This is a genomic window from Bacteroidales bacterium, from assembly GCA_016707785.1.
Classification (GTDB): Bacteria; Bacteroidota; Bacteroidia; order Bacteroidales; family UBA4417; genus UBA4417.
Genome location: JADJGZ010000002.1, coordinates 41556 through 59514, shown reverse-complemented (window position 1 = coordinate 59514; position 17959 = coordinate 41556). Strand labels below are relative to the sequence as shown.

Here is a 17959-nt window from a genome sequence, read left to right as displayed (position 1 = left end):
CTAAATAGCGGCTGGATTGTCTTTGGGACCTTTCGGCCAGATTTCAAAAATGAAGATAACTGATAAGAAATTATTTATGACCTTTTATGGAATTCGAATCAGGCTTGCATCCACTAACAAATAAATATAGTGTGAACCTTAAAATGTTATGTCATGGAAGCCAAGAAATCCAGTAAAGCAGATCTCGAGATTCGCAAGAATCTATTCCTGGAAGCAGGGCTCATTATTTCTCTCTCTCTAGCACTGGTTGCTTTTGAGTGGAAAAGCCCGGTTAAAAATCATATTGAACTTACTCAAGGAATTATTAAGGATGATATCCAGGATATTATTGATATTTCTACTCATGAGATGCCAAAACCTAAAGCTATCCCACAAACATTCACCCGTATTGATATTGTTGAGAATGAAATTAATACGGATGATTATGATCCCTTTAATGCAGAAACTTCTGAAATTGAAGATATCCCGGTTTTCGTACCAACCTTAGCTAAGGAATTGCCGGATGAAAAAAGTAATTCCTCTGATGAAATATTTGTTGGTGTTGAAGAAATACCAGATTATCCGGGTGGAGGAGATGCAATGAGAAAATTCCTTTCTGAACATTTGATATATCCGGAAATGGCTAAATCTGCAAATATTCAGGGTACTGTTTACATTGCATTTGTTGTGGAGAAGGATGGTAGTATGACGGATATTAAAGTTTTGCGTGGAATAGGAGGAGGCTGTGATGAAGAATCTGTTCGGGTATTGAATATGATGCCAAAATGGAAGCCAGGCAAACAGAGGGAACAACCGGTTAGAGTTAGTTTTGGTATCCCAATTCAGTTTCGCCTGAATTAATTTTCCAGGGGCAGGTATAAATTCCTGCCCTAATTACTCTTTTTCAGACAATTCTCTGAATAATTAGGTTTCTGGATAGTTTTGAATTGCATTTCTGTATCCCCAGCCTTTAGGCTGGGGTTTGTCAAAGACATAAGGATCCGGCCTTTAGGCCTGACCTATGTGCCTTGTTTGTTGAACAAATTAATTGAATTGAATTCTGGTTTACAGGAATTCATGGATATTGTTCCTTTGAAAATTACCAGAGATTTATGAACCTTTATTTTATCGTTGTCGAGCATTCTCCATCCGATAAGTCAGGCCTAAAGGCCATGGTTTAGTTGATTTACTTATCCCCAGCCTAAAGGCTGGGGTTTCAAGATGAATTCACTGGTTTTTTTTCTGAGACCAGCAGGAAGACCTGGTTTCTGAATTGACTAATAAATCTATTTCTTTATAAATCTAGCTTTTTATTGAACCGCCCATTGGGTAAAATTTTGTTATGATTTTAATGGCGGAGCCGGGATATGATATCGTCGCCAAAACTTCCAGGTACTAAACGAGGTGTAAGTGATGATTTTATTCACGACCGGGATTCTCATTAAATAGTGGAGAATCCAATATCCTGCCCAGAAAATGAAAATAATAGCCGACCACTTTCCCAGGAAAAGCAGGACTTCTTTCAAAATTCCATTCATCGGGCTCCATTGGTAGCTTATTCTTTCCAGGAGGTCTGCAAGCCAGGGATTAATGGCGTAGGTTGAAATTGCCAGGAGTATAAATATGAAGGAATGAGCTGTTTCAATGGCTCTTTGAGGGCAGTAATTCATACAATGCATACAGCTTTCACAACTGAATTTCCAATAGGGACGTTCTCCATACATAATGATGGAATGTGTCGGACATTGTTTCACACATAACCCGCAATTATTACAGTTATAATTAGCAACAAAAGTTTTTGCTATGAGGTACCTTCCAATAAAATAGTACCCCAAAGCAATAGGTGCAACCAATATGTCCAATGGTAAGAGGATAAAGGATTTCAGAAATACTTTTCTGCCTTCCAATACTTCTCCTGCAAACCAGGTAGTAAGTCGCTTACATCGGTTTACCACAGATTCCACGACTTTAGGTCTGAGACCAGGATGAAGGGAAATCCAGTTTGAGGGAAGGTCAACAGGATACATGGCTTTTAATTTGTATCCTTTTGCCAGCATGATTAATGCGGGGAAATACATTGCTATGCCGCTTAAGCCGGGAAGGAATAATTTCCATAACTTCATTCCTGCGCGGGTATTTCCAATAAAAACATCTGATCCTTTCAACCCCTTAAACTTAAGTAAGAATGCAAGCATGGAATGTGGCATATTGAACCCATGTGTGGCAGAAAAGAACCCGATAAGTGTCCGGCCTTTTAAAGTGTTCATTACTTCAGGATCAAACTGATCATAGGATGAAATAACCACATGAATCCCCCGGCTCTCGGCTGATGCTCCGATCCACTCACAAACTCTTTTAGAGTTACCTGTTCCCGAATAATAGATCAGGAGCAAGTGATCATATTTATTCTGCATATGTGGCTGACTTGTAATGTTCTACAAATTGTTGCTGAAAGGACAGGATCAATTCATCGGGATTGAGTTGATCATCAATTAATAAGTAAGCTAAAGCGCCATCCATTGCCGAGATCAGTGATAAGGCCAGTTGCCGCGCATTCAGCGAGGTTAAATCACCATTTATCATCCCTTTGGCATAAATTTCTTCAATAAATGCCAATTCCTGTCTGAAATAATCCGTGTAATCACCCAGAAGAGAAGGATCAGAAAATCCTTTATTCATGCTCAGGAAAAAAAACCGGAGTTCTTTCCTGTGTTGATCCCAGTACTGAATATAATCCCCGATATATTTCTTCAAGGCCGGAATGACCATATTATTCGAACCAAGCTCTTCAAACATCTGCATAATCGGGGCTGTGAATACCTTGTTAGCATTTGAAAGGATTTCGTCTTTGTTTCTGAAATGATGATAGAGGCCACCTTTGCTAATCCCGGCTTTCTTAGCAATGGCATCCATGGATGAATTTTCGTATCCCTTTTCAAGGAACTCTTCCACAGCAGCAGCTATGATGGATGAAATCCTGATGTCTTTTGAAAGTTTTTCTGTCATAACGATTCAATATTTTCACAACATACCGACGGTCGGTATGCAAAGATATAAACAATATAAGAATCTACACATGCAACATATTCAAATGTTTTTTAATTGAACTCTTTCTAAATTATTGTTAATCCGATAACAACCCATAAAATCAATTAATTTTGCCACACTCCTGGGCACGCCCTCCCTTTAGTATCTAATAATCAACGAATTAACAATATGCATAAAATTAGTGAGCATCCCATCCTGGAAATCCCGGTATCTGAAAAAGTTACATTTTTATTCAACGAAAAAGAGATTATCGGAGAGAAAGGGTTTACGATTGCTGCAGCACTACACCAGGCTGGTTTTCCGGTGCATAGCCATAGCCTCAGAAACCGTGAGCGCAGTCTTGAATGTGGAATTGGTAAATGCGGGGCCTGTGAAATGCTGGTTGACGGACAGGTACGAAGAATCTGTATTACCAAAGTGGATGAAATAAAGGTTGTTTCTGAAATACCACATTCCCATTCTCCTTCAGTACAGGTTCAATCCCCTGATAAACCCATTAAAATCCATAAAACAACTGTTGTAATTATAGGAGCTGGTCCAGCCGGACTTGCATGTCGGGAAGAATTGCTGAAACAAGGCATTGATAATATTGTAATCGACAATAACGACAAAATTGGCGGACAGTTCCTGATGCAAACCCACCAGTTTTTCTTTTTTGAGAAAGAGAAGAAATTCGGAGGGATGAGGGGATTTGATATCGCTAAAACGCTTGCTGGTGACAGTCATGAAGGGATATTTCTCAATTCTACTGTTTGGGATATCCTTGAAGGCAAGAGAATTGCAGTGAAAAACATCAATACTGACGAGATTTATTATGTAGACGCTGATCATCTCGTTGTTGCTTCAGGAGCTGTTCCTTTCATGCCAACTTTCGAAAATGATGATCTACCGGGGGTTTATACCGCAGCCGTGGTGCAGAAAATGATGAATAGTGAGTTCACCCTGCTTGGAAAGAATGTTTTAACAGTGGGCGCCGGCAATATTGGATATCTTACATCTTACCAGCTGATGCAGGCAGGAGCAAAAGTAAAGGCCATCCTTGAAGCTCAGCCATTTGAAGGTGGCTTTCCTGTTCAGGCTAACAGAGTGCGCCGACTTGGTATTCCCATCATGACATCGCAGATTCTTTTAAGGGCTATACCTAATGAGGACCATTCAGGAATCATTGGTGCTGTTGTGGCTGATTGCAGCAATTTTACCGCAGTCCAGGGAACAGAGAGAATAATTGATGGAATTGATGCCATCAATATTTGCACAGGGTTGGTCCCGGATGATCAACTCCTGATTAAAGGAAATGAAATTTTCGGCAGACATTGCTATGGAGCAGGTGATGCCATAAGAATTGGAGAAGGTACAAGTGCTGTAGTCAGGGGAAAGCAGGTTGCTTTCGAGATACTTGAAGAAATGTCGGAACCTTACAATTATAACGAATACCTGTCCGTTTCAAAAGAGTACATCGATTCGCAGCAACATCCGTATAAAGTTATACAGGAGCCATATCTTCCCTCTTCCGGACGAATGCATGAAAAGCCGTTTGTTCTGATCGATTGTCTGTATGGTTTTGCCTGTAATCCATGTGAATTTGCCTGTCCCCACGGAGCGATTACAAAAACATCCACAAGCACTGTACCTGCTATTGATTTCGAAAAATGTGTAGGTTGCATGGATTGTGTTTACCAATGCCCCGGGCTCGCGATATTTGGCTACAGTCTTAAGAAGGATTGGTTGTTTTTACCTATTGAATATCATATCCCTGAAAAGACTGAAGTTTTTCTTGTTGATAACCAGGGAGCAAAACTTGGTACCGGAATTATTGAAAAGATCCTTAAAAAATCAAATAAAACGGATATCGCCCGGGTAAAAGCATTAGATATTAGTGGTGAGGAATTAGTTAAAGTAAGGGGATTTATTTCAAAACAGGAATTTCCTGAACCCGTAACCATGACGCCTACCCTGTATTCAAAAGAGCAGGAGATGTATGTTTGCCATTGTGATGATGTTACTCTTGGAGAAATTGTAACAACGATCGGAGACAGGAAATTTATTTCTGTGGATGAGATTAAGCATACCACCCGATTGGGAATGGGAGCATGCCGTGGAAAGCGTTGTATCCGGAGACTGAAACAGGTGCTGCGAAACAAGGGGATTTCCATTGTTGGTGATGCAACTCCCCGGGGTCCATTAAGCAATCAGCTTTCAATGGGTGAGTTATTCCCAAAAACAGTCAGGGAAGAAGTCATCATCCATAGCAAAGGGAAATCGGTTAAAAAAGTAGAAGCACGAACCGTAATTGCCGGTGGTGGAATTGGTGGAAGTTCTGTCTTCAGGTATTTCGCAGAAGCCGGGAATCAACCGGTCCTGATTAATTTCGGACGAGGCGCTTCCTGGAGAAATATTGCAGGAGGCAGGCCAGCTTTCAGCCTTCCTGAAATTGCTGATATTGCAAGGCATAACCTGGAAATATTCAGGGAGCTTCAACAAATCAAGGACATTAATCTCTTACAAACTCAATATGTAAATTTTGCCCATGATGAAGCAACTTACAAAGCTTTAGATGAGTCCAGGTCATGGTCAGATGCTTTCATGGTAGATTCCAAAGATTTCTCCCATAAGATTTCTCCTTTTATCAGCCCTGAGCTTAAAAAAACCTATAACGCGGCATTAATAACCCGGGATTGCTGGCAGGCAACACCAGGTCGGGTGATTGACCTGATCAGGAGGCTTGGTATTGAAAATGGCGGGAAAATTTATGAAGACTGTCAACTTCTGGATGTAAGGAAGGAAAATAATAAGTTTATAGTCCTGGTAAAGGATCATGAAAAGAATTTTATTGAGTTCACAACAGATCATTTTGTAAATGCCCTTGGACCGGAAAGTGAAAAGTTTACACAGCAACTGGGAATTGAAACGGGTCTTTACCCTGTTAAGCACCAGGCCTTCATTACCCGCAGGCTGCCATATCTGGGAATGAATGGAAACCCCTTGGATATGTTGATTGACAGAAGGAAGTATAAAGGCTTTTCGGCAGTGTATGGACAGCAACTGGGAGAAACAGGACAGGTGATTGGTTGTGCATCTCCTTTGATAGAGCACATGGAAGCCGACAAGAATCTCAAAATCAACTCAAAGGAATTCCTCGAAATTGTCTCAGAAGTCTTTGTCTCCTGGATTCCCCAATTATCTTCAGTTGGATTTCAGGCTGTTTGGGCCGGATACTATGTTGAACCCCGGATGATCATTGATCCTGAATTGGGATTGTTCGTAGGCTTAAGAGGACAAGGATTTATGTTAGGACAGTACCTGGCAAAACTATATGTGCAAAAAGCACTCGGTAAGGAAGTTCCATCTTACTTTGAGCAGTTGAAACTCAAAGGTGACGGATTACTTGAAAAAGCTTTTAAATAAGAATTTCCAAACAAGCAAGTTCTGTTAAATAGAAAAGGGGCAGCCATATGTAGCTGCCCCTTTATGTTTTATCGATTTAAGTAACCTGATTTATGAGAAGAGTTTCTTGAAAACACCCGGGTCTTCAGTTTCTACTTCATCGGTATAATATCCATGTGAAGCCCCATAACCATAACCATAACCGTAGCCATAACCATAACCGTAGCCATATCCACCATAAGCGGATTTTTCAAGATTGACGTCGTTTACAAGGACAACAGCATTCTTAATCTCCCTGTTCTCAACATCGGTAATAATTGCATTAAACATCTTTTTATGGGTATAGTTCTGGCGCACAACCATGATGGTAACATCTGCGTATTTCATCAGTAAGTATGCATCAGTAACCAATCCGATAGGAGGAGTATCAAGTACGATATAGTCATACATTCCTTTAAGTTTTTCAATCAACTCATCATTGCGGGAAGTTGAGATTAATTCTGTTGGATTTGGAGGAATGGGACCTGCAGTAATAATATCCAGGTTGTCGAATGGTGTCTTCTGAATAATTTGGTCAATAGTGGCTTTACCAATGAGGTAAGAAGTGATACCATAGTCGTTGGATAACCCAAGATCCTGGTATAATTTCGGTTTACGAAGGTCATAACCAATGAGAAGTGTTTTTCTGTCAAACTGCGCATAAATGGATGCAAGGTTCATTGATGTAAACGACTTTCCTTCCCCCACCGTTGAGGAGGTAACCACAATGGTAACCTTTTCGCTCCCTTGTGTTATGAAGTGCAGATTTGTTCTTACTGCCCTGATGGATTCAGTAAGAGATGATTTTGGATAAATAGCACCAACGAGGTTGGTATTATGACTATTATGCAGGACGTGGCCAACAATCGGCAGATTGGTATGGTTTTCGACATCCCTTTTCTCAATGATGGTATCATTCAGATAATCTTTACCAAGAATAAAGAGAATAGGAATAATGAAACCAAGGAGAAGAGCAATTGTGAAATTCAGGGTGGTTTTTGGATAAACCTTCTCTGTGAGATTCGCTTCCGCAATATCCAGAATTTCATTATCAGCGCTGTTGCTGGCTAGTTTAATCTGTGCTTCTGAACGTTTTTCCAGTAAGTAGGTATAGATCTGGTTATTCAGGTTGACCATACGCTTAATACCTAATAACTGACGTTGTGTTGCAGGTAGTGATTTAAACTTATTGGTAAGTTGTCCGATTTTTCCATTCAAATCCCTGATGGTAATATCAGAAGTATTAACTGTGTAAGAGATATTTTCGAGAAGTGATTTTTGTGCACTTCTAATTTTATTATTAAGAGCGATAATTACAGGGCTGGTCTCACGAAGGTTTACCAGGCGCTGTGAACGTTCAGAATAAAGCAGAGTAAGTTCATTGATAAGAGAGTTGAGTAAGGGATCCTCAATTCCAAGCGAAGAAGGAACCGGCATCTTATCGATGTCATCATTGTTCTTTTTCAGGTAATCCTGAAGATATTTATAGTATTTTGATTTTACCAGCAATTCCGCTTTCTGGGATTCTAATTGTGTGAGATAAGAATAGGTTTGCTGCGATTGTGCATCTATATCCATGATCTCTTTATTCGATTGGAAATTCTGCAATTGTGATTCATTCGATCGCAATGTGTCACCAATATCTGTAAGCTGAGTATCAATAAAGTTGATGGTATTAAAAGCGATCCGGTTCTTTTTTTCAAGGCCAAGCTGGATGTATTCTCTCGCAAGAACATTAAGGAAGTCAACGGATTTAAGCCTGGAATTCCCATTATAGGATATTTCAACGATCATAGCATCCTTGTTGATCGGTTCAATAGCAAATCCTGAGAAATTGGTAACAAGGGTGTTTAATGAGTTAAACAGGAACTGGTAGTTTTTCCCGATATCAGTTGCAGGATCAAACTTATCATTCAATTCAATTTTAAAGGAAAAGGCAGAATCTGTTACAACATCACCAAATGCAATCTTCTTCTTCAATGAAAGCGATTTGATCTTAATTTTCTCATCAACTTCTGTAAGTTTACTATAATCATACAGAGCAATTTCCTGACCATCGGCACTTAACTGAAACTGATTTTTAGAAAGAATGGTCACATTAAACTTTAAGTTGCTGACAGGTTGTATATGAGTTGAGTCGAAAACAACCGTGAATGGACATTCCTTGTAAATTTCATTTACCACAAAGTTATCTTCCTTGAAATAGGATACATAAAAATCCAATTGTCGGATAGCACGAGAAATGAGGAAGCGGGATTTTAAAATGCCGATCTCAGTCTGTAAGTCCTGTGTGCTTGTACTGGCACCCAATCCCAACATTTTCTGAGGATCAATCATATTCATATTCCTTTGTTCTCCCTTGATTACCAAAGTAGTTTTCACTTTGTAAACCGACTTGGCAAACTTGTTGAAAAGGAAGGCCAGAGAAAGTGAAACCAGGATTGCTATTACAAAAAGATACCAATTAGACAGTATTTTATAGAATAGCGCTTTATAATCAATAGGTTGATCCTTTTGCTTTAATTCAGGATTAAAAATAGGTGAAGTGTCCATTCTTCCGTATTGTATTATTTAACAGTTAGATTTTAAAGAAAGTAATCAAGGCGAGCATTGTCGACAAACTTGATAGTATCAAAGCATATGGGAATGATTCAAAGGCATATTGCTTGTACTTGAGAGGTTCAACGTATAATATATCGCCTGGCAGCAGGTAATAATATTCAGAGGAGATGATGTCTTTTTTAGTCAGGTCCAGATTGACAATAAGGGTTTGAGCACCTTGTTTCCTCAGTAATTTCACAGAATTCCTGTTTGAATAAGTGGTGAGGTCACTGGCAAGAGCAAGTGCCTGGAAAATGGTAACTCTATGCTGATTCACAATATATGTCCCGGGGTTTTTAACTTCACCAAGGATAGAAACCTTGAAGTTCGCCAGTCGAACAACAACGCCCGCATTATTGACCTCCTTAAGCATCAATAGCCGGATATTTTGTTCTATGTCGGTCACAAGTAATCCTGCCGCAGGAATTTTTCCCAACAGGGGGAAATTGATGAACCCTGAATCACTCACAAGGTAGCTGGTAAGGTAGATATTTTGCTCGTAAAGGGCTGTATTTCCGTTTCCACCACTCATTTCTGAGTAAATCATATTTGCATCCTTATCCATAGTAAAGAGGCGGATGTAAAGATAATCTCCGGGTTGGATTCTATAATCCTTTACTTTATTGTCGATTAGATTACTAGGCTTTGTATCGCTGGAATCTTGCAGATACTTGATTTTTTTCTGAGGAACACAGGAATAAAACAGCCCGGTAAATAAAACTAATAGAATAACAAATGACAATTTGATGCTTGGGGTCTTCATGGTTGTGAAAGTAAATGAATAAGCGTTTTTTACTCGGTATAAAGTTACAAATTAGGTTAAATGAATCATCAATGCTGTATTATTACTATAATATATTGATGAATCACGAAAAAGTAATTAATTTATGCATACTTTTTATTGTCAAAAGGCTATTGGGCGGAGCCTTTTAAGGTAGCAGCCGTGCAGCTTTCAATTTTTACCATTACATAATCTCCGGGCTTATAATCTCCTTTTCTGAAAACAACAACCTTGTTCTGTCCTGTTCTGCCATAAAGCTGATCCTCTGAGCGCTTGGAGATCCCTTCAACCAATACTTCAAATATTTTACCAATATCCCGTTTATTGCTTTCAAGGGAAAGTGTTTGCTGTAAGGCAATAATTTCGTCGAGGCGCTTACTTTTTATCTCTTCCGGCACATCATCTTCAAATTTCTTCGAAGCAATGGTGTTAGGCCTTTCAGAGTATTTGAACATGTAAGCATAATCATATTTTGCCCAATCCATTAGAGAAAGTGTCTCCTGGTGGTCCTCTTCCGTTTCACCACAGAAACCGGCAATGATATCCGTAGAAATGGCACAATCAGGCAGGTATTTCCTGATGGCTTCCAGTCGTTCTTTATACCACTCCCTTGAATAACTACGATTCATGAGTTTAAGGATTCTTGAACTACCTGATTGAACAGGAAGATGAATGGAGTTACAAATGTTAACATGAGTGGCCATTACTTCAAGCAGATCGTCAGAAAGGTCTTTGGGGTGTGAAGTGGCAAATCGGACCCTCAAAAGAGGATTAATCTTTGCTACTTCTTCAAGTAATCCTGGAAATTCAAGGGGGATTCCCTCTACTTCCCAATGATAAGAATTCACATTTTGACCGAGAAGAGTCACTTCCTTATAACCTTGCTCAAACAATGAACGGGCTTCTTCAATGATACTTTTCGGATTACGGCTTCTTTCTTTTCCCCGGGTGTAAGGAACGACACAATATGCACAGAAGTTTTCACAACCCCTCATAATACTGATAAAGGCGGTGACTCCATTTGAGCTTAGGCGGACAGGATTAATATCAGCATAGGTTTCATCAGCTGACAACAAGGTATTAATGGCTTTTTGTCCGGAGTCCACCTGTTCAAGCAGCTGAGGAAGGGAACGATAACCATCCGGGCCAACAATCAAATCAATATGTTTTTCTTCCTCAAGTAATTTCTCTTTCAGTCGCTCAGCCATACAACCCAGTAATCCGATCTTCAGGGATGATTTTTTCCGTTTCAATGCATGAAGCTCATTAAGGCGATTACGGACACGTTGCTCAGCATTATCCCTAATAGAGCAAGTATTCATTAATATGAGGTCAGCCTGTTTCATGTCTTCAGTTGGCTCATAATTATGCTCCTGTAATATAGACCCGACAATTTCGCTGTCAGAAAAATTCATCTGGCAACCATAGGTTTCAATATATACTTTCTTCCTTATTTCCACTGTGAGTATCAGATTTTATAATAGATGCCTGTTTAGCAGGGTAAAGTGCCACAAAGATACTACTTAAATAAATACCAAATTACTTTATAATAGACTGAAAAACAACATGATGGTTAATTTATCTGAAACGATTCTATTCAATAGGCTTTTAATGGTGCATAAGAGAAATCCGTTTTTTGCTTGAATCACAAATTAAAATGTTGTAAATTAATTGTTTTACTTTGCAGATTATTCTCGGGAAAATTGAAAGGCTATGAGTAAGAATCTAGTAATTGTTGAGTCTCCCGCCAAGGCAAAGACCATTGAAGGTTACCTGGGCAAGGATTTTATTGTAAAATCCAGTTTCGGACATGTTAGAGATTTGTCGACGAAAGATCTGGGTATTGATGTGGCAAATGGGTTTAAACCCTTATACGAAATCATGCCTGATAAGCAGAAGATGATTCGTGAACTCAAGAAAATGGCAGATGGTGCTGAAACGATCTGGCTGGCAACTGATGAGGACCGTGAGGGGGAAGCCATTTCCTGGCATTTGTCAGAAGTGTTAGGTTTGGACCCGGAACGGACCCGAAGGATTGTTTTTCATGAAATTACTAAAACAGCTATCACTGAAGCTATTGCAAAGCCACGTAAGATTGATCAAAACCTTGTAAATGCCCAGCAAGCCCGAAGGGTTTTGGATCGTTTGGTTGGGTTTGAATTGTCACCAATTCTTTGGAAAAAGGTGAAACCCTCTTTATCAGCAGGTCGTGTGCAATCTGTTGCAGTCAGGCTGATTGTAGAACGAGAAGAGGAAATTCGTGCATTTAAATCAAGTTTTTCCTTTAAGGTAACAGGCATCTTCGACGTAAACAACGAATTCGGCACTGCCAAGATCAAGGCAGAACTGCCTAAAAGGTTTGCCACCAGCGATGAAGCTTATAAATTCCTGGAAATTTGTTCAAAAGCAAATTTCTCAGTAGCCGATATTGAGACCAAACCGGGTAAACGTACTCCGGCTCCTCCGTTTACAACATCAACTTTACAGCAGGAAGCAAGCCGAAAACTGGGATTTTCTGTCTCCCGCACCATGACCATTGCTCAGCAACTTTACGAAGCCGGAAAAATCACCTATATGCGTACCGACTCCGTTCATCTTTCACAGATGGCCCTGGGAATGGCAAGGGATACTATTATTGAGCAGTTCGGGAAAGAGTACCATAAATCAAGGCAGTACGCAACCAAGAGCAAGGGTGCACAGGAGGCCCATGAAGCTATCCGTCCTACCAGCTCAAATCAGTCATCGATTGATGGTGATGCCGCACAGAGGAAATTATATGAGTTAATCTGGAAACGGACCATTGCTTCTCAAATGGCAGATGCAATTCTTGAAAAAACCAATATTTATATAAATATTTCTACTGCAAAGGAGCAATTCATAGCTGCAGGAGAAGTGATCAAATTCGATGGATTCCTGAAAGTTTATATGGAATCAACAGATGATGATACTGAGAATGAAGAAGGAATCCTCCCCCCATTAAAAAAAGGAGAAATCCTTGGAATGGATGAGATTCAGGCAGTACAAAAATATTCACAATCCCCGCCAAGGTACAACGAAGCCAGCCTGGTAAAGAAAATGGAGGAATTGGGAATTGGCCGGCCTTCCACGTATGCTCCAACTATTTCTACCATTCAGAAAAGAGAGTATGTATTGAAGGAAGACAGGGATGGTTTTAGCCGCGATATTGAACAATTGGTTTTGAAAGCAGGGAAAATCAAATCCGTGATCAAAGCCGAGAAATATGGGTTTGAAAAGAATAAACTTTTCCCCACAGATGTTGGTGAACTGGTTACCCGTTTCTTGTTGCAGTATTTTACTGACATTATGGATTATAATTTCACGGCGAATGTGGAAAAAGAGTTTGATGAAATCGCTGAGGGCCTGAAAAAATGGAATTCCATCATCAGTGATTTCTATGGCCCGTTCCATAAAAAAGTGACTGAAACCCTTGAAAGTAAAGAAAAGGCTAAAGGTGAAAAACTTCTAGGTGTTGACCCGGCCAGTGGGAAGAATGTTTTCGTTAAGATAGGACGGTTTGGTTCAATGGCTCAGATTGGAAACAGTGATTCAGAGGAAAAACCACGTTTTGCCGGCCTTCGAAAGGGTCAATCTATAGAGAATATTTCACTTGAAGAAGCGCTGAAGTTATTTGAATTTCCAAGACCTATTGGGGAGTTTGAAGGAGAAGAGCTGATCGTTGGGATAGGCCGCTTTGGCCCTTACGTTTTACATAACAAGAAATTCTTTTCTTTGAATAAAACCCAGGATCCTAATACAATTACAGAAGCTGAAGCAATCACACTGATTGAAGAGAAGCGCATCGGCGAAGCCAACAGGATGATCAGGGAATATGCCGAACGTCCTGATGTCAAGGTTATAAATGGTCGCTTTGGCCCTTATATTTCCATTGGCAAAGAGAATTTCAAGATACCCAAAGGAGTTGTTCCGGCTTCCCTCACCTTACAGGATTGCCTGGATATTGCCAAAAATGCACCCCCTTCAACCAAGAAAAAGGGAGCAGCTTCCAGGGGTAAGAAATAGTTTTTCCTGATAAGAAATGCTACTTTGGATCATTAATTTTTCTGATGGTCTTTATTCATATTGTATCTGCTTCATCAAATAAAATCTGTTTCTTTGTTTAAACACATTTTCTTTCTTCGTTCTGAACCAAATCATTTAAAATGAAGGATATTGCTATTTACTTCCAACCTGTTACCAGTCTGGAACCCACTGAAATAACAAGTACTACCTATAAAAAACTAGGTGAAGTTTTCTCAGTTTATACTGATGAACATAATTTCCCGTCTCTTTCAGGCATCGATATTGCAATTGTTGGAGTGAATGATGACAGGAATGCAGTAAATAATGAAGGCTGCAGCAGAGCCGCAGATGCAGTGCGTCAATATCTTTATAAATTATTTCCCGGCAATTACTCCATCAAACTGGCTGACCTTGGAAATATCAGGAAAGGCAATTCGCCGGAAGACACTTTTTTTGCATTAACTACGGTTGTTCAGGCCCTCTTAAAAGAAGGAATAATTCCCATTATCATAGGTGGGGGACAAGATCTGACTTATTCAGCCTATAAAGCGTACAAGGAGTTAAATCATATCATTAACCTGGCTGCCATTGATAATTTATTTGATCTTGGTGAAACCGAAGGGAAACTGAATTCTCAATCCTATCTCAGTCACATTATTTTACACAAGCCTAACTATCTCTTTAATTTTACCAATATAGGGTACCAGACTTACCTGGTTGATCAGGGGGCTGTTGACCTCATGAAAGACCTGTTTTTCGACATATGCAGGCTTGGAGTTGCACAGGCTAGTATTGTTGATATTGAGCCACTGATCCGCAATGCAGACATGCTTACTTTTGACATGTCTGCTATAAGGCAATCTGATGCTCCTGCTAATGCCAATGCCACACCCAACGGGTTCTATGGAGAGGAAGCCTGTCAGATCTCCCGTTATGCAGGCATGAGTGAGAAGATGAGCTGTATCGGGTTTTATGAAATGAATCCTTTATTTGACAGGAATGGTCAAACGGCTCATCTCTTAGCACAGATGATCTGGTATTTCATTGATGGGTTCTATCACAGGCAGCAAGATCATCCCTCAAAAGACCCAGCTGGCTTTATTCGCTATAATGTTCAATTGACCAACCAGGAAGATGGAATTGTATTTTTTAGAAGCAAAAAAACAGATCGTTGGTGGATGGAAGTGAAATGCTCAGAAAGTGTCAGGGAAAAATACCGGCATCACTACCTGGTACCATGTGCCTATGCCGACTATCAAACCGCATGTGAAAATGAAATGCCTGACCGCTGGTGGCAAGCCTATCAGAAGTTGATGTAACCTGATCAGGGTTACTTCCCGATAATTTTATCCGGATTTTTACTGATGAAAGCACTCCAACCGGAGTAATTTGTGCTTTCTGAACCAACAGAACGCTGGAAATAGTGACAACAGGCAACAGCGACTGCATCTGTGGCGTCAAAATACTTCGGCTGTTCTGCAATAACAAACAAGCGGTTAAGCATTGCTGAAACCTGTTCCTTGGATGCATTTCCCCTGCCAGTAATAGACTGTTTGACCTTTCTAGGTGAATATTCAAAAATCGGAACATCCCGATAAAGCGCTGCAGCCATTGCTACTCCTTGTGCCCGGCCTAGTTTAAGCATACTTTGAACATTCTTCCCGAAAAAGGGAGCTTCAAAAGCAACTTCATCAGGGTGGTAATTATCAATCAACCCCAGCACTTTTTCAAAGATGCTTTTCAACTTTAAAGGATGTGAATCCAGATGGTCAAGTTTGATCACATCCAATGCAATGAGTTCAATTTTCTTACCTTTATCCAGAATTAAACCAAATCCCATAATATTCGTTCCCGGGTCAATTCCTAAAATGATTCTTTCTGAAGGCATTAAAATGGGTATTAATATTACGTTGATTACTATTCTGAATTTCTTGCATTGATGACCTCAAAAGTACATAAAACTCTGAACATCCTGCTGCGGCTAATTATTGTCCTGCTTTCTCTGGGCTTTATTTACTGGAAGATTTTTGCAAAAGGTGAAATACAGGAGTTGAGAATGGCCCTTGAATCATTTGGATCTAATTCCGCATTTTTTGAAGGCTTGATAATCGTTATGCTTTTAATGCTGGCCAACTGGGGAATTGAGGCAATCAAATGGAAACGACTGGTTTCAGAGGTGGAGAACATCAGCTTTATCAAAGCTTTTCAATCCGTAATCACTGGTGTAACCGTCAGTATTTTCACCCCGAACCGAACCGGGGAATTTATTGGGAGAGCATTCATCCTGAAAAAGGGAGATCCATTACAAGCTGTGCTTTTAACCCTTGTTGGAAGTTTTAGCCAGCTGCTGGTCACCCTCCTTGCCGGTTCAGTTGCCTTAGCATTCACATATCGTCTTTTCCTTCCGGCTGGAGTTCTCATTCCTGCCTGGACACATGTTGGGATTATGGCCGGATTACTTTCCGGGGTAGTTATATTAATTACTATTTTTCTCAGTATACCGGAATTTACAAAGTTTTTGGAAACGAAATTTAAGACTCGGCTTAAGCGAATTTCCTTTTATTTACAAGCATTACAAGCCATATCTCGCAAAGAACTGATATTGATTCTTTCTTTGAGTTTCCTCAGGTATTTTGTCTTTAGCCTTCAATTTTACCTGATGCTGCTTATTTTCGGTGTCTTTATCCCTTTATCCTCCGCAATTCTTCTCATCCCTGTGATATTTATTACATTAGCTGTGATACCTACTATTGCACTTTCCGAAATAGGGGTCAGGAGTTCTGTAAGCCTTTTTTTTATAGGTGAGTACATCCTGCAAACAAGAGGGGTGGCTCCGGGTGAAAAGGAATCACTGGCCATTATAATGGCTGCTTGTCTGCTATGGGTAATAAACCTGGCAATTCCAGCAATTGCTGGTGTGCCGTTTGTTTTCAAACTCAGGTTTTTCCGCAAATGATAGTCTTGATAATATTATCAGCTGTAATAGGCTTATATGCAGTCCTTATTGGAGCGCTCATAATAGGATGGCTAAATCTTCCAATAATTCCGAATGAAGGGAATGTGCCGGTCACAAAAGTAAGTGTGATTATTGCTGCCAGAAATGAAGAGCATCATATACACAATATTCTTTCAGACCTTGAAAGGCTTGCTTATCCCCGACAACTTTTGGAGATTATCATAGTTGATGATCACTCTGATGATGATACCGGTAGGAAGGTAGAAGATTTCATTCTTTTTTCAAAGGCCGGTTTTACCCTGATGCGTAATGACAGTATCGGGAAAAAGGCTGCAATTGAAGCCGGTGTCAGAGCCGCGAAAGGGGAGTTGATTTTAACTACTGATGCTGATTGTCATATAGGGGAATATTGGGTAAATACAATTGTTAACTTTTATGAAAACAAACATTCGGAGATGATCCTTTCACCGGTCAATTTTAAACGAGGAAAAAATCTCTTTGAAATGATGCAGGAGTTGGAATTCATGAGCCTTCAGTTTTCAACGGCAGGTGCTGTATCCATTGGTAAACCTATGATGGCCAATGGCGCTAATCTTGCCTACCGGAGGGAGGCATTCCTGGAAGTAGGAGGTTTTGAAGGCAACAACCACCTTCCTTCCGGTGATGATGTTTTCCTGATGCAGGCTTTCAGTAAGCGATTTGGACCTAAGATGGTCAACTATTTATCGGATCGGCAGGCCATGGTGTCCACATCACCTGAAACTACATTAAAAGGATTAATTTCTCAACGTTTGAGATGGGTTTCGAAAACAAGGGGAATAAAGTCCCCGGCTATTCTGATCCCCGCTGTTATAGTATATTTTATTAACCTGGCGATCGTTTCCAGCATGCTCCTGGCACCCTTCTTTTCCCAGGCCATCTTTACATTCCTGTTATGTATCCTTGGGAAAACCCTGATCGACTTACCTGCTTTGTGGCTGGTTACGGGATTTTTTAACCGGAAGAAATTATTATGGTTTGTACCTCTGCTTGAGTTGGTAAATGCTATATATACAGTTTTGATAGGGATTTTTGGTAACCTGGCTTCTTTCAACTGGAAAGGCAGAATCCTCCAAACCAGAAATTCATAA

12 protein-coding genes are annotated in these 17959 nt (G+C 40.1%); 6 read left to right on the top strand and 6 right to left on the bottom strand.

The genetic code is table 11. The annotated features are described in order from the left end of the window. Positions 1-153: 153 nt before the first annotated feature. Positions 154-840, top strand: a complete 687-nt coding sequence (locus IPH84_02075) for a TonB family protein (GenBank protein ID MBK7172029.1) — start codon at positions 154-156, stop codon at positions 838-840. A 479-nt stretch (positions 841-1319) separates the two neighbouring features. Here the strand turns inward: IPH84_02075 and IPH84_02070 are convergent, their stop codons facing one another. Next, complete coding sequence (locus IPH84_02070) at positions 1320-2393, bottom strand: EFR1 family ferrodoxin (protein ID MBK7172028.1); 1074 nt, start codon at positions 2391-2393, stop codon at positions 1320-1322. Beyond that, positions 2383-2985 (bottom strand): TetR/AcrR family transcriptional regulator, encoded by a 603-nt coding sequence (locus tag IPH84_02065; protein MBK7172027.1) that lies wholly within the window; start codon positions 2983-2985, stop codon positions 2383-2385. Before IPH84_02065 ends, IPH84_02070 begins: the two co-directional genes overlap by 11 nt. Positions 2986-3195: 210 nt before the next feature. Here IPH84_02065 and IPH84_02060 point away from each other — a divergent pair, with 210 nt between their 5' ends. Then, positions 3196-6432 carry an FAD-dependent oxidoreductase gene (locus IPH84_02060; GenBank protein MBK7172026.1) on the top strand — a complete coding sequence of 1079 codons (3237 nt, stop codon included), beginning with the start codon at positions 3196-3198 and terminating at the stop codon, positions 6430-6432. A gap of 90 nt (positions 6433-6522) precedes the next feature. On the opposite strand, the gene IPH84_02055 is transcribed toward IPH84_02060, so the two are convergent. The 3 genes from IPH84_02055 to miaB form a co-directional block, all read right to left on the bottom strand. Continuing rightward, positions 6523-9003, bottom strand: coding sequence for a polysaccharide biosynthesis tyrosine autokinase (locus IPH84_02055; protein MBK7172025.1), 2481 nt, complete (start codon positions 9001-9003; stop codon positions 6523-6525). A 25-nt stretch (positions 9004-9028) separates the two neighbouring features. Beyond that, positions 9029-9814, bottom strand: coding sequence for a polysaccharide biosynthesis/export family protein (locus IPH84_02050; protein MBK7172024.1), 786 nt, complete (start codon positions 9812-9814; stop codon positions 9029-9031). A gap of 149 nt (positions 9815-9963) precedes the next feature. After that, complete coding sequence (miaB, locus tag IPH84_02045; protein MBK7172023.1) at positions 9964-11247, bottom strand: tRNA (N6-isopentenyl adenosine(37)-C2)-methylthiotransferase MiaB; 1284 nt, start codon at positions 11245-11247, stop codon at positions 9964-9966. A 298-nt stretch (positions 11248-11545) separates the two neighbouring features. Here miaB and topA point away from each other — a divergent pair, with 298 nt between their 5' ends. Together topA and IPH84_02035 are read left to right on the top strand one after the other, a co-directional pair. Beyond that, positions 11546-13873 (top strand): type I DNA topoisomerase, encoded by a 2328-nt coding sequence (topA, locus tag IPH84_02040; protein MBK7172022.1) that lies wholly within the window; start codon positions 11546-11548, stop codon positions 13871-13873. A gap of 140 nt (positions 13874-14013) precedes the next feature. After that, positions 14014-15192 carry a formimidoylglutamase gene (locus tag IPH84_02035; protein MBK7172021.1) on the top strand — a complete coding sequence of 393 codons (1179 nt, stop codon included), beginning with the start codon at positions 14014-14016 and terminating at the stop codon, positions 15190-15192. Between the two features lie 11 nt (positions 15193-15203). On the opposite strand, the gene ruvC is transcribed toward IPH84_02035, so the two are convergent. Continuing rightward, positions 15204-15761, bottom strand: a complete 558-nt coding sequence (gene ruvC, locus IPH84_02030; protein MBK7172020.1) for a crossover junction endodeoxyribonuclease RuvC — start codon at positions 15759-15761, stop codon at positions 15204-15206. Positions 15762-15812: 51 nt separating this feature from the next. Between ruvC and IPH84_02025 the strand changes: the two genes are divergently transcribed. Beyond that, positions 15813-16829, top strand: coding sequence for a flippase-like domain-containing protein (locus IPH84_02025; GenBank protein ID MBK7172019.1), 1017 nt, complete (start codon positions 15813-15815; stop codon positions 16827-16829). Then, a complete protein-coding gene (locus tag IPH84_02020) occupies positions 16826-17959 on the top strand; it encodes a glycosyltransferase (GenBank protein ID MBK7172018.1) in 1134 nt (377 codons plus the stop codon). The genes IPH84_02025 and IPH84_02020 overlap by 4 nt, the downstream gene beginning before the upstream one ends.

What these genes read in the sequence shown, in the direction of transcription:
- IPH84_02075 (MBK7172029.1), top strand. Translation starts at nt 154, where the DNA reads ATGGAAGCCAAGAAATCCAGTAAAGCAGATCTCGAGATTCGCAAGAAT.
- IPH84_02070 (MBK7172028.1), bottom strand. Translation starts at nt 2,393, where the DNA reads ATGCAGAATAAATATGATCACTTGCTCCTGATCTATTATTCGGGAACA.
- IPH84_02065 (MBK7172027.1), bottom strand. Translation starts at nt 2,985, where the DNA reads ATGACAGAAAAACTTTCAAAAGACATCAGGATTTCATCCATCATAGCT.
- IPH84_02060 (MBK7172026.1), top strand. Translation starts at nt 3,196, where the DNA reads ATGCATAAAATTAGTGAGCATCCCATCCTGGAAATCCCGGTATCTGAA.
- IPH84_02055 (MBK7172025.1), bottom strand. Translation starts at nt 9,003, where the DNA reads ATGGACACTTCACCTATTTTTAATCCTGAATTAAAGCAAAAGGATCAA.
- IPH84_02050 (MBK7172024.1), bottom strand. Translation starts at nt 9,814, where the DNA reads ATGAAGACCCCAAGCATCAAATTGTCATTTGTTATTCTATTAGTTTTA.
- miaB (MBK7172023.1), bottom strand. Translation starts at nt 11,247, where the DNA reads ATGAATTTTTCTGACAGCGAAATTGTCGGGTCTATATTACAGGAGCAT.
- topA (MBK7172022.1), top strand. Translation starts at nt 11,546, where the DNA reads ATGAGTAAGAATCTAGTAATTGTTGAGTCTCCCGCCAAGGCAAAGACC.
- IPH84_02035 (MBK7172021.1), top strand. Translation starts at nt 14,014, where the DNA reads ATGAAGGATATTGCTATTTACTTCCAACCTGTTACCAGTCTGGAACCC.
- ruvC (MBK7172020.1), bottom strand. Translation starts at nt 15,761, where the DNA reads ATGCCTTCAGAAAGAATCATTTTAGGAATTGACCCGGGAACGAATATT.
- IPH84_02025 (MBK7172019.1), top strand. Translation starts at nt 15,813, where the DNA reads ATGACCTCAAAAGTACATAAAACTCTGAACATCCTGCTGCGGCTAATT.
- IPH84_02020 (MBK7172018.1), top strand. Translation starts at nt 16,826, where the DNA reads ATGATAGTCTTGATAATATTATCAGCTGTAATAGGCTTATATGCAGTC.